Below are 13162 nucleotides of genomic sequence, written 5' to 3'. Positions count from 1 at the left end.
AATAATACTCTGGTCCAATTCAATTATCTTTTTTGGACATGCTGTAACACATAGTTCACAACCTTTACAAATATCTACATTAAACGTTACTTGACCTTTAGCCATAGTACACCTCCATTAAATTTAACTCATCCAAGTCTCTCTCATATATAAATCGAGAGGAAACATACCTAAATCAATATTATCTTGATTAACTTCATCAACCACGCTTTTTATGGCTGTTTCATACACTACTGGCAGTCCCGTTGCTTCCGACACTTCAGTAATCAGCTTGTGTCCTCTTAATACATCTTCCTTGGTGGTGCTCTTCAGAAGATGAGTGTTGTTTACAAGGCCTGTTATTTTAAGCTTTGATGTAGCTTCAATACTTTCAATATATCCAAGTACATCTTCAAGTGTCTGTGTCTGAGGTCTGTTTGCATTGACTATCAAGAGCATTTCATAATCCTGTTCCTCAATATATGATGAATAACCTGCAAGTATTCTTGCTCCTTCAGGATCTCCTCCTACATCAAGGATTGTCTTTGCATTCTTATCCTCTATCATTCCCCTTACCTCGGGAGGTATTGATGGAAACTCAAGAGTTGAATTTTCTATCATGCTGCCTATGACCCTTATGCCTTTTTTTGCAAGCTCCTCAGCCTTTTCCCTACTTCTGAAGTAGGGATTTACAATATCAAGATCTGCTATATTTACCTTTTCATGGTTTTTCGCACATTCCACTGAATAATTCACTGCAAATTCCGTTTTACCACTACCATAATGTCCCGTTATAATTACCAGTCTTTTATCCATATAATCACCTAACTGTATATTTTAGCATCCTCTTCGCCTTTTAGTACTCTGAGTCCGCCTTCTGCCAATGCTTCCAGTTCGTCTTCTCCAGGGAATACTATTACTTCCGCTATGAACCCGACCCTTTTTTCTATCCAGGACACAAATTCTATGTCGTAGGCTATTCCTCCTGTTACTACTATCGCATCAACCTTGCCTTCAAGAACCGCTGCATTTGCCGCTATATCCTTTGCAACCTGATATGCCATGCCTTCATATACAAGACGAGCATTCTTATCTCCCTCATCACACATTTCGCCAACTACCTTTGCATTGTTGGTTCCAAGATAGGCTGTAAGACCACCATTGCCCTTTATCATCTTTTTGACTTCTTCAAAGCTTGCCTTCCCGGAAAAGGCAAGTTTGGCCATATCTCCTGCGGGTAGGGTTCCGCTTCTTTCTGGTGAATAAGGTCCTTCACCGTCAAGGGCATTGTTTACATCTACAACTTTTCCTTTCTTATGGGCTCCTACTGATACCCCGCCTCCAAGATGTGCTACTATAAGATTAGCTTCTTCATATTTTTTACCAAGCTGTCTTGCAGCCTTTCTTCCAACCGCCTTTTGATTAAGTGCATGGAAGATACTCTTTCTCTCGAATTGGGGATGCCCCGTAAGTCTTGCTATAGGCTCCATTTCGTCTACAACTACAGGATCCACTACAAAAGATGGTATGTTTACCTCCCTTGCTATTTCATAGGCAAGTATTCCTCCCAAATTAGAAGCGTGTTCTCCTCTAGCACCAGACTTAAGGTCTTCAAGCATTTTATCTGAAACTTCGTAGGTTCCTCCAGCCATAGGCTTTAAAAGGCCACCTCTTCCTACAACCGATGCCAATTCTTCTACCTTTATTTTGTTCTCTTTTAATGCTTCCATGATAATATTTTTCCTGAATTCGAATTCTTCAATTATTTTTTCATATGGTGACAGTTCTTCAACTGTATGTCTCAATGTTTTTTCAAAGATCATTTCAAGATTATCAAATACTGCAATCTTTGTCGAAGTCGATCCTGGATTGATTACCAATTGTTTCATAACTAATACCTCCTAAGTTTAATGTAAAAAATATATATTTGAGTCAATTCATGATATATAATATCTAGATGCTTCAACTGGATACTGTATGTTATGGGTTGCTACGAATCTTACTTTTTCATTAAACATCCTTTTAATATTAAATAAATACTTAAACTTCCTTTTATGAATGTATTGATGCCAAAGCTATTGAATTAAGCTTGGCTATGTCTGTATCTGCTCTTGAAGTCAGCACTATGGGTGCTGCTGCTCCAAGTATTACTCCTGCCGATTCGGAATTGGAAAGGAATGACAGTGCCTTGTACAGCACATTGCCTGCTTCTATGGTAGGCATGAGGAGAATATCTGCATCTCCCGCCACTTCGTGGCTTATTCCCTTTTGTACTGCAGCTTCCTTTGATATTGCATTGTCAAGAGCAAAAGGTCCGCCAACTATGCATCCTTTTATTAATCCTTCTTCATAATGCTTCACCATTTCACCTGCATCTACAGTATGAATCATTGCCGGGTTCACTTTTTCCTTTGCACATATTACTGCACATTTCGGAACCTCGATTCCAAGTGAATGTGCAAAGTTTACAGCATTTTCAAGTATTTCCTCTTTTTTCGCCAGATCAGGAGCTATATTCATGGCTGCATCCGTCACAATGAGCATCTTGTGGTATTTTTCCACAAAGAACACTGCACAATGACTTAAAGTCTTTCCAGTCCTCAAGCCTATTTCCTTGTCAAGAACTGCCTTCAATATTGTTGCAGTATCAACAAGACCCTTCATTACAAAATCAGCTTTTTTTGAACTTACTAACTCTACGGCCTTGTATGATGCTTCCTTTACATCTTTAAGATTAATTATTTCGGTATCCTTCAAATCATAGTCTATACCTTTGGAAATATTTCTTATCTTTTCCTCATCTCCTACGAGAATTGCTTTTACTATTCCACCATCAACAGCCGCCTTCACAGCCTTCAACACACCTTCATCATGAGCAGCTGCAACCGACAATGTCTTTGGTCCCTTAATTTTTGCATATTTCAAAACTTCGTTGAAATCTTTCATCTTACACCTCTCATTATTTCTCACTATATATAATAAGCAAGATACGTGCCAAAAATCAAAAAGAAGCATAATGTTTTCAAATCATTGAAAACACTACGCTTCATCTTTATTAAACTATTCCTCATTATATTGCATGCTTGTTTTTGCATGCAATATTTTGCATACAATCGCAAAACCATGCAACTTCTTGCATTATTTAATATTGTGTTTTTCCATCTTGTAATAAAGGCTTCTAATGGATATTCCAAGTTTTTTTGCAGTCATGGTTTTGTTGTAGTCGTAAATCTCATATACTCTTTTTAAATAATCCTCTTCGAATCCGGCGGCAGCTTCAGTCAAAGTGGTGATTTCACTGTCCTCAATTTCATTGATATAATCTCCATTATTCCTTATTCCAAGATTTGTAAGAAATGGAAGATGATCCTTCATAATTATCTGCTCATTTGCATTCATTGATATAATGGATCTGCCGATGATGTTTTCAAGCTCCCTGACGTTTCCAGGCCAGTCATGCCTCTTTAGTTCCGACAAAGCCTTAAGGGATATTCCCTTTATATTCCTTCCGTATTCCACATTAAGCTTTTCAATGAATCTTTTAGAAAGAAGCTCTATGTCATCAAGCCTGTCTCTCAATGGAGGAATATCTATTGGAAAAACATTCAGTCTGTAGTATAAATCGTCCCTGAACTCTCCCCTGTCTATCTTATCTCTCAGGTTAACATTGGTTGCTGAAATCACCCTTACATTTACATGGATGGGCTTTACTCCTCCAACCCTTGCTATTTCCTTTTCCTGCAATACCCTTAACAGTTTAACCTGAGCATTCAGATTAATCTCCGATATTTCATCAAGAAATATTGTTCCGTTGTTGGCTTCTTCAAAGTAACCCTTCTTGCCGCCTTTTTTTGCTCCTGTAAAAGCTCCTTCCTCATAGCCGAAAAGTTCGCTTTCAAGAAGTGTCTCAGGTATTGCTGCACAGTTTACTCTTACGAACTGGTTCTCCCGCCTATTGCTTTCGTTGTGGATTGCATGGGCGAACATTTCCTTTCCCGTACCGCTTTCTCCCCTGAGTATTACAGTAGCAGGAACGCGGGAAGCTTTAATCATCTTTTCCTTTGCTTCATTAATCGCCTGGCTTTCACCGATGATATCATCAAAGGCATATTTCGCAGACAGTTCCCTTATCCTTTTTTTTGCTTCGTTGAGCTTTGTTGTCAGCTGCTTAATTTCACTTATGTCGTGTAGTATTACTACGCTGCCCTTCAGCTTGTCTCCAACCATTATAGGAGCACCTCTTGCTATTACAACCTTACCACTTGGCTTTGTAGTTATCTTGGTGTTTTCAACAGATTTTTTTGTCCTAAGCACCTTCATGTGAATACTTTCACCTTCGGCCATATCGTAATTTGCATCTTTTCCATATATTTCATCTGCTGTTATGCCTGTTATCTTTGTATAAGCAGGATTTATCATTATATGGTCGCCATTTTCGTCAACCACGCTTATAGCATCCTGAACAGCCTGAAACAACGCCTGCAGAAGACTCTTGAATTCATTCATGGTAGTGAGTTGCTTATCAAGATTGAGCCTGTCTGTTATATTCCTGAATATAGCTATGGCACCGATTATTTCCCCGTCTTTGTTTTTAACGGGCATGCGGCTGCTTATTATATCATAGTCCCTAAGCTGCTGCTGCCAGTCCAGTTCGTGTTCTCCCGTCTCAAGTATATAAGGAAGTCTTGTATTGACCACAATATCATCCACATGCTTGTTTAGAGCCTTTTCCCTCGGGATTCCAATCAGCTTTTCAGCTTCCTTGTTGTAAAGCGTAATATTGCAGTTTTTATCTATGGCTATTACACCGTCATGAGTAGAGGTAAGAAAAACTTCAAGTTCTTTTCTCATTGTTTCCTCCTGTCTTTTCACTGATTTAATTGTCTTAAAGCCGTCTTCTTATTAGTTGGTTACTTCTGTATTTCCAATCTCATTGTCACCCTCTTCAACAAGGTTAATTTCAACGGATTCCAAATCAATCAATATTTCCTTTATTTCCCTTTCAGTTTCATATTTTAATAGAATCTGACCTGAATTTCCTTCGAAGTCTTCAAGGTCTGCAATAATTTTTATATCTTCACTATCTGTTTCATTCATATAACTTGTTAGCCCTGTGAAAGTTACCATTAGAAATTCCTTGTCCTCGGTGATCTCCACATTGTATCCCTCAGGAATGTTCATAAATTCTATTTCATCAAGATTGTATATGAAATCCTTTGAAATGATTTTTTCTATTTCCACAGTTACCACTGGAGAGATATCTTCAGTAATAATATAGTTTCCTCCAATAATATCCAATGAATTATAGACAGTACTGTCTGCATTGTTAACATCCACAGGTTCAACCAGTACATGATCCATTGCGTTAATAACTTCAGAATCACCTGCAATAAGTACAGTTTCAGGCTCAACCTTTATTGATTTTATATCGTAGCCTTCCATGACCATGCCTGTTACTGGAACTTCAATTTTTAGTCTCTTCATGGGATATATGGGAACCATTATTTCAGCGATGTCAGGAGTTATTTCAAGTTTTAGCTCAAGACCCTGGTCGCTGTAAACATCGATAGGAATCTTCTTTTCAAGAGTTCCTGATGCTCCGTTTATGTTGAACAATGCTACAACCTTTTCCGCAGAGTTAAGAACACTTCTTGGTCCTCTTACAATTACAGAATTCACACTAGATACGGGATCATCAACATAATATCCCGAAAATGGAATTCCATCTATTTCCACAGTCAAGTCTATTGACTTATTTACAATGGCCTCCAGTTCGCAGAGAACCTGCTTTGGAGAGTAGTCAACTAGTTTGTATCCGTCAGGAAGTATTATTTCAACGGGAATCTTATTAAGACCCTCGTTGTATCCCGTTACATCTACATATACATTTATATCGTTGATTTCAATATTTATTATATCGTTTCTAAAACCTTCAATGATCATATTTATGCCATCAGTATCTACATCTGCAACTACAAGACCTGCAATTTCCAATTTTTCGGTATTTTGAAGTATCACGGGAACCGAGTCTATTTCCTTTTCAGTAACCGGATTCATCTGGTCCACAACATAAAGCCAGGTTACAAGTGCCGCAATGACACAAAAGATTTGTATTAGCAGTCTATCCTTGTTTTTTACCATCTCTATGCCACCATCTTTCAAATATTGTTTGCTTCTCATCCTTCTTGTAAATGCTTGTTAGAAGCTCTGTAAGCTCTTCACTCTGAATATTCCTGTAAAGCCTTCCTTCGTGGGCATACGAAATATAGCCCGTCTCCTCTGACACAATAAGAGCTATAGAATCGGACCTTTCAGTAACTCCTATTGCAGCCCTGTGCCTAGTTCCTATGTCCTTGCTCAGATGCTGGCTTTCAGTAAGAGGCAGAAAACAACCTGCTGCCTTGATACTATAATTCTTGATAATTACAGCTCCATCATGCAATGGAGTATTTGGTATGAAAATATTGATTAATAGTCCATTTGAAATATGCGCATCCATTGCAACTCCAGACTCCATTATGTCGCTGAGTCCTGTCTTAAGCTCGAATATAATAAGAGCACCTATTCTTTGGTTAGCCAAGGCATGGACAGCCATCATTATTTCCTTGATGGTTCTTTCGTTTCTTTTTTCATCTCCCTCAAACACATTAAATGAAAGAAGGGTGGTCCTTCCAATATATTCAAGGGCCTTTCTCAGCTCAGGCTGAAATACTATTACAAGAGCTATAAATCCAACCTGTAATGTGTTGGTGATTATCCAACTTATAGTGAAAAGCTTAAGGGCACTTGCAAGAGCTGAAATAATAAATATAAACATAATACCTTTCAATAACTGCTTTGCTCTTGTTTCCCTGATAATCATATAGAGCTTGTAATAGGCAAAGGCAACAATGCTGATGTCTATAACATCCCGTACTCTAAGATTTGTTAGTATTGTTTTAATGTATTCCAATTCACCACTTCCATAATATATTTTTAATTGCTTTGATTTATATTCATTTTGGACATAGTGTCCCTGAATGACCTTTCCATTCTTGACAATGTATAGTCGTCAAGGTTAAGACTGTTGCTCTTAAGATATTCTTCAACAGGTATTACATCGTAGTCGAATAAAGGAGGTGCTTTCACCCGGTAGACCCATGTAGGAACAAATTCGATTTCACCTATTGTTGTTACTCCTGTTTCAAAATCCTTTTCTATTTCAATATTTATAATTATTCCATCTTCAGTATAGAAATTATCAAGGTTTAGATACTCAGAATCAAGTGTCTCCTGTCTCTGATTTGAGATGAAATTACCCATGGAATAAACCACAAACTTCTTCTCACCGTCATATTCAAGAGTTTTTGAATCCTGGATTACATGGGGATGACTTCCTAAAATTATGTCGACGCCATTCATGAACATCAAGTCTGCCAATTCCCTCTGTGCAACTGAAGGATCTTTCTGATACTCATTTCCCCAGTGCATTATGGCTGTTATTACATCTGCACCTTCAGCTTTTGCTTCGTCTATGTCTTCAAATATTTTTGCAGCCTTAGTCTTATCGTTAAGAACATGTTTTTCATTGACTATGTTGACCATTGCATCAAGATCCTCATCCGTCATAGTAGCCTCCATACCGTTACAACTATATGTATAGGAAAGAAAAGCTATTTTTATTCCTTTTTCCTCAACGTAAAGAACACGGCTTTCAGGCCTTTCCCTGTAAGTTCCAACTGACAGCATTCCTCTAGTTTCTATTTCATCAAGGGTCCTTATTAGACCTTCCTTGTATGTATCCAAAGTATGATTGTTTGCAGTGGATAATATATCAAAGCCTGCATATTTTACTGCATCCAATGTTTCATCAGGAATATTGAACCTAGGGTATGCCTTGTAAGACTCCTTGGTACCACCTGTTGTTCCCTCAAAATTTGCAACTGCAATATCTGCTGATTCTATTACCGGCTTCACATATTCAAAGAACCTGTCAAAGTCAAAGGTTTCAGTCTGTTCATCGTATCCACTGTTAATCTGACTCATATGGAAAATTATGTCCCCTACAGCCGCGAGAGTAATCTTTTGGGTCTTAGGAACATCAGCTTCTGCCACTATCATCTCTTCCTTGTTGAGATTATTCAGATTCAATTCATCGCTGCCAATAACTTCGCCAATATTTGTAAACAATATATATACCGCTACAAGAACAATAACCAATATTATTGCCTTCGGGTTTAATCTTCTTCTTTTTCTTCTCATTATTCCCTTCCAATTCCACTTAATTTACAGCTTATTCACTATGCAAAGCGACTATGAAAAAGCTTACTAAAATAGTATATCATTTTGCAATTTTTTGCAAGGTGGCAAATATTAAATTTTCCTTAATATTAACACATATTTGGCACTTGGTTATTACGTTATTAATACATTTGTTTAGTTTACATAATTCAATCTCCTGCCATATACCTCGTATTTGCACTTTTTACATCCATTTTTTTATGGTTTATGAAGCTTCTTATGTTATTTTTGCTGATATACCGAGATGTCCTCCTCGATATATCAAGTGTCAAAATATCTTGAATCCAATGCATTTCAATATCTAACGTTTTTTAGGCGGCCTTATAAGACATTTTTTATCAAATCCAATAAGATCTTCCCTACCTGCCTGCTTCAAAGCTTTCAATACAAGCATGTAATTTTCCTTCTTTCTGTATTGCATCAACGCCCTTTGCATCTTCTTTTCTTCAAAGGAATTTGGTATATAAATTTCTTCCATTGTTCTTGGATCTATGCCCGTATAAAACATGCAGGTAGACAATGTTCCCGGTGTAGGATAGTAATCCTGAACTTGCTCAGGCATATGTCCCATGTCCCTGATATATTCCGCAAGTTCCACAGCTTCCTTCATGGTGCTGCCGGGATGACTGGAAATAAAATAAGGAACAACAAACTGATTCATCTCCATTTTTTTATTTATTTTTTCATATTTATCTATGAATTTTTTGTAGATGTTAAAAGATGGTTTCCCCAATGCTCTTAAAACCTTTGGAGATACATGTTCAGGTGCCAGCTTCAACTGGCCACTTACATGATGCTTGCAAAGTTCTTCAATAAACTCGTCATCCTTTTCATATAAAAGATAGTCATACCGTATACCTGACCTTATAAATACTTTTTTCACACCATCTATCTTTCTCAACTTCTTAAGCAGATCCAAATAGTCACTGTGGTCAATATTAAGGTTTTCACACTTTTCAGGAAAAAGACACTGTTTGTCCTTGCATACTCCGTATTTAAGCTGCTTGTCGCATGCTTTAACTCTGAAGTTTGCAGTTGGTCCGCCTACATCATGTATATATCCCTTGAAGTCGCTGTCTTCAACAAAGGTTTTTCCTTCCTTTATTATTGACTCGTGGCTTCTTGCCTGTATTACCCTTCCCTGGTGAAAAGTGAGGGCGCAGAAAGAACATCCTCCAAAACATCCCCTTGAGCTGATTATGCTGAATTTCACTTCTGTCAGGGCTGGTATTCCACCGTCTTTTTCATATATTGGATGATACTCCCTCGTGTATTCCATGTCATATACATCATCAAGTTCCATCTGTGAAAGCGGAGGTGTAGGAGTATTCTGAACAACATAAATGCTACCGTATTTTTCAACAAGGACTTTCGCATTTATGGAGTCTGTATTTTCATACTGGATCTTAAAACTTTCCGCATATCTTTTTTTGTCCTTCGATATCTCTTCAAAATCCGGCAGGTCTATTGAGTCATAAGCTCTTGACTTATCTCTGGTTTTATAGACAGTTCCTGTTATGTAAGTTATTTCATCAACAGGTATTCCTCCATCAAGGGCCTCTGCGATATCCACTATGGTCTTTTCCCCCATGCCATAGACTATAATGTCTGCCGATGAATCAATCAGTATTGACCTTCTCACTTTGTTGTCCCAATAGTCATAATGTCCCAGCCTTCTCAAGCTTGACTCCAGTCCACCTATTATTATGGGAACATCCTTGTAGGCTTCCCTTATTTTGTTTCCATATACCGTTACCGCTCTGTCCGGTCTGAATCCACCTTCTCCTCCTGGAGAATATATGTCTTTGCTCCTTCTTTTCTTAAAGGAGGTATAATGGTTCACCATGGAATCTATATTTCCCGAATTAACGAGAAATCCAAGCCTAGGCATTCCAAATATCTTAAAACTTCCTACATCCTTCCAGTCAGGCTGTGCTATTATTCCAATCTTGTATCCGTATTTTTCAAGTATTCTTGTGATTATTGCCGTACTAAAAGATGGATGGTCAACATAGGCATCTCCCGTCACCATGACAAAGTCAACCTGGTCCCATCCTCTTTCTTCCATTTCATTTCTATTTACAGGTAAAAATTCCATAATTATCCTTTCTAAAAAAATATACCCTGATTATATCAAAATAACGGGTATATTCATACTATTCTATTTGCTCTTTTATTAAAATTCTTTGTTTACTATAGAAATTAGGAAAATCATGTTCTTCATCACCAATGATATGTTTCCATAAAATATTTACAGCTCTTTTTATTTCTTCCTTCTGGTCCTGGAAAACCGTAGCATGTACCATGTCATTCAAGAGCATTTTCCTGGTCTCTTTCGTGTTCTCATGGCCTATGAGGATTATTTTATACCCTATTTCCATTGTTTCCAATACCTTGCCTACATGTCCCGTCAAACTGCTCGTCACATAAATACCGTTGATATCAAGTCTTTTCTCTATTATTTCCTCAGTAAGAGTCTTAAGGGATTCATTGTATATATCCATGCCAGACCTTGTATCTTCCTTAAGACTGTATACGTCCAAAATATTTATTCCAGGATATTCTATTTTTATCTTGTCCCTAAAGCCTCTTATCCTGTCCTCCATACTGGCTAGGTCCCTGTGCACTCCAATAACCGCAATATTTGCCCTTCCTTCAAGATAAAGACCCATAAGCTTTCCGGCAGTCATGCCTGCCTTGTAGTCATTCAGTCCCACATAGTAAAGCCTCTTGCTGTCGGGTGCATCACTTACGAAAGTGATAATCGGTATGTCTTTTTCATAAAGCTCTTCAATTTTTTTATCCAGCTTGTTTCGGTGATATGCTATTGTTATTATACCTTTGACACCCTTTTGAACCAGATTTTCAAATTCCCTTATCTGTTCCCTATAGTCGTAGGACTTGGTTTTCACAGTTAGTATTTCAACGCCCATGGCATCCATTGTATTTTTCATTTCCACTATTCCTTTATCCACTTCATCCCAGTAATAATGATCAAGGTCAGGATATACTATTCCTATTTTAATCCTGTTTCCACTTTTAGACAACGCACTTGCAAAAGGGCTTCTTACATAGTCAAGCTTTTTAATTGCAGCAAACACTTTCTCTTCCGATTTTTTCGATACATTTCCCTTGTTGTTGATTACTCTGTCAACCGTTCCCCTTGAAACGCCTGCTTCTCTTGCAACATCGTTTATTGTAGACCTCATATTTCCTCCTAAAAAAGCCCCCCTCTGTAATACAAAAGGAGGCTTTATAATTATCTCATATACACTCTAGAAAATCAAGAATCCTGCAATCATGACCAGACCACCAAATAGAAGTGTGATTACACAGTATCCCATGATATCCCTAGCTCCCAGTCCTGCTATACCAAGTGCCGGCAAAGCCCAGAAAGGCTGAATCATGTTTGTCCAAGCATCTCCCCACGCAATGGCCATTGCAGTTTTCGCTGCCGGCACTCCAAGAGCATTTCCTGCTGGCATCATGATAGGAGCCTGAACAGCCCACTGTCCTCCGCCTGAAGGTACGAAGAAGTTTACTATACCCGCACTAAGAAATGTGAATACAGGGAATGTTGTAACAGTTGAAATGCTTACGAATCCGTTGGATATAACGCCTGCAAGAGATGCTCCGGCAACGTTCTTTCCAACCATCATTCCCATTATTCCTGCATAGAATGGGAATTGAAGGATGATTCCTGCCGATCCCTTTACAGCTTCTATTACAGCATCTATATATCTTCTCAATGTTCCGTGAAGCAATATACCTGTGAACATGAATATGAAGTTAACTATATTTAGACCAAGCTTGAATCCATTTTGTGAGAAATAGTAGATAATATACACATATCCCATTACAACAAGCAATCCCCATATAATTTTGCTGTTTTCCATTTTGTCTGCCGGAGTGTCCTTTGGATGCTCCATGATTTCGTCAGTTCCAAGCAATGCAGGGTCAACTGTAACTGTTTTTTCAGGTACTGGATGCATGGCTCTTGTAACGAAAGGCATAACAACAAGAATCACTATAGATATGAAAAGATTTAGTGGTGAAAATATTGTGAGGCTTGTAGGTATTGCTTCAGTAAGAGCTCCTGCTGTTGCCGTTTCAAGTCCCGCAACAGTAGCCACCTTCAATGGAACGGAACCTGAAAGCCCTCCGTGCCAAACTATAAATCCTGAATAAGCAGATGCAATCAAAAGTCTGTAATCCACTCCCTTAACCTGTCTTGCCATCTCTTTGGCCAAAAGGGCACCTATAATAAGTCCGAATCCCCAGTTTATCCAACAAGCGAACGTTGCTACGAATGTAGTAATAAGGATTGCAGAACCAGGTGTTTTTGCAAGTCCCGCTATCCCCTTCAATATTTTTTTGAATACTGGAGCCTGTGCCATGGCGCTTCCTGTTACAAGAATCAGAACCATCTGCATTGAGAATGCAAGGAGATTCCAGAATCCTCCCGCCCAGTGTTGAATCATAGCCATTGGACTCTGTCCTGTCAAAATAAAACCTAAAATCAGTACAATGAAAGTTAGTATTACTGCGAACAGAAATGGATCAGGCAGATACTTGTTTACGATTGTTACACAGCCGTTGGTAAATTTTTTAAACATAGTAGTCCTCCTAAAAAGTTTTTTGTGAACGTTCACACTCTTATTATATAACTACGTTTCATTATTTGCAACTTTAATTCCCAACCCATCAATCCTTTCAATCCCTCATGTTTCAACGGTTTAAATAAAAACAAAAAAAACGACACCGGAGTGTGTCATTTTTTTAATAATTTTTACAAGCCATTGAAGCTTATTTCTTGAAAAGAAACCACTTGTGACTGTCAATCTCGTATTTAAGTTCATACATATCCCTTCCATTGTGGAGGCAGACAAATACTATCCTTTCA

At 38.1% G+C, this 13162-nt stretch carries 11 protein-coding genes; all 11 read right to left on the bottom strand.

Annotation, left to right across the window (positions count from 1 at the left end; genetic code table 11):
- The coding region (locus AC3AX0_RS01820) for a 4Fe-4S binding protein (protein ID WP_487548595.1) at positions 1–105 on the bottom strand (105 nt) is incomplete at its 3' end.
- Positions 106–123: 18 nt separating this feature from the next.
- Entirely contained in the window at positions 124–795 is a 672-nt protein-coding gene (locus AC3AX0_RS01815) for an ATP-binding protein (protein ID WP_487548594.1), read from the bottom strand.
- 8 nt (positions 796–803) lie between these two features.
- Entirely contained in the window at positions 804–1868 is a 1065-nt protein-coding gene (gene buk, locus AC3AX0_RS01810; protein WP_487548593.1) for a butyrate kinase, read from the bottom strand.
- A 163-nt stretch (positions 1869–2031) separates the two neighbouring features.
- Complete coding sequence (locus AC3AX0_RS01805; protein ID WP_487548592.1) at positions 2032–2925, bottom strand: phosphate butyryltransferase; 894 nt, start codon at positions 2923–2925, stop codon at positions 2032–2034.
- A 192-nt stretch (positions 2926–3117) separates the two neighbouring features.
- Entirely contained in the window at positions 3118–4830 is a 1713-nt protein-coding gene (locus AC3AX0_RS01800; protein ID WP_487548591.1) for a sigma-54 interaction domain-containing protein, read from the bottom strand.
- A gap of 51 nt (positions 4831–4881) precedes the next feature.
- On the bottom strand, positions 4882–6120 hold the full coding sequence (locus tag AC3AX0_RS01795; protein WP_487548590.1) for a CdaR family protein: 1239 nt from the start codon (positions 6118–6120) through the stop codon (positions 4882–4884).
- The gene (gene cdaA / locus AC3AX0_RS01790; protein WP_487548589.1) at positions 6101–6931 is read right to left on the bottom strand and encodes a diadenylate cyclase CdaA; all 831 of its coding nucleotides are present in this window, start codon (positions 6929–6931) and stop codon (positions 6101–6103) included. Before cdaA ends, AC3AX0_RS01795 begins: the two co-directional genes overlap by 20 nt.
- 23 nt (positions 6932–6954) lie before the next feature.
- The gene (locus tag AC3AX0_RS01785) at positions 6955–8220 is read right to left on the bottom strand and encodes a CapA family protein (RefSeq protein WP_487548588.1); all 1266 of its coding nucleotides are present in this window, start codon (positions 8218–8220) and stop codon (positions 6955–6957) included.
- A 340-nt stretch (positions 8221–8560) separates the two neighbouring features.
- Positions 8561–10357 (bottom strand): YgiQ family radical SAM protein, encoded by a 1797-nt coding sequence (locus AC3AX0_RS01780; RefSeq protein WP_487548587.1) that lies wholly within the window; start codon positions 10355–10357, stop codon positions 8561–8563.
- Positions 10358–10415: 58 nt separating this feature from the next.
- Positions 10416–11468, bottom strand: a complete 1053-nt coding sequence (locus AC3AX0_RS01775; RefSeq protein WP_487548586.1) for a substrate-binding domain-containing protein — start codon at positions 11466–11468, stop codon at positions 10416–10418.
- Positions 11469–11534: 66 nt separating this feature from the next.
- Positions 11535–12875: a short-chain fatty acid transporter gene (locus AC3AX0_RS01770; RefSeq protein ID WP_487548585.1), complete on the bottom strand. Its 1341-nt coding sequence runs from the start codon at positions 12873–12875 to the stop codon at positions 11535–11537.
- Between the last annotated feature and the right edge of the window lie 287 nt (positions 12876–13162).

It is taken from the genome of Dethiosulfatibacter sp., from assembly GCF_983023055.1.
Note: the sequence above shows the minus strand (reverse complement) of the source record. Positions and strands in the feature narration are given on the sequence as shown.

What these genes read in the sequence shown, in the direction of transcription:
- AC3AX0_RS01815 (WP_487548594.1), bottom strand. Translation starts at nt 795, where the DNA reads ATGGATAAAAGACTGGTAATTATAACGGGACATTATGGTAGTGGTAAA.
- AC3AX0_RS01805 (WP_487548592.1), bottom strand. Translation starts at nt 2,925, where the DNA reads ATGAAAGATTTCAACGAAGTTTTGAAATATGCAAAAATTAAGGGACCA.
- AC3AX0_RS01770 (WP_487548585.1), bottom strand. Translation starts at nt 12,875, where the DNA reads ATGTTTAAAAAATTTACCAACGGCTGTGTAACAATCGTAAACAAGTAT.
- AC3AX0_RS01775 (WP_487548586.1), bottom strand. Translation starts at nt 11,468, where the DNA reads ATGAGGTCTACAATAAACGATGTTGCAAGAGAAGCAGGCGTTTCAAGG.
- AC3AX0_RS01785 (WP_487548588.1), bottom strand. Translation starts at nt 8,220, where the DNA reads ATGAGAAGAAAAAGAAGAAGATTAAACCCGAAGGCAATAATATTGGTT.
- buk (WP_487548593.1), bottom strand. Translation starts at nt 1,868, where the DNA reads ATGAAACAATTGGTAATCAATCCAGGATCGACTTCGACAAAGATTGCA.
- AC3AX0_RS01780 (WP_487548587.1), bottom strand. Translation starts at nt 10,357, where the DNA reads ATGGAATTTTTACCTGTAAATAGAAATGAAATGGAAGAAAGAGGATGG.
- AC3AX0_RS01795 (WP_487548590.1), bottom strand. Translation starts at nt 6,120, where the DNA reads ATGGTAAAAAACAAGGATAGACTGCTAATACAAATCTTTTGTGTCATT.
- AC3AX0_RS01800 (WP_487548591.1), bottom strand. Translation starts at nt 4,830, where the DNA reads ATGAGAAAAGAACTTGAAGTTTTTCTTACCTCTACTCATGACGGTGTA.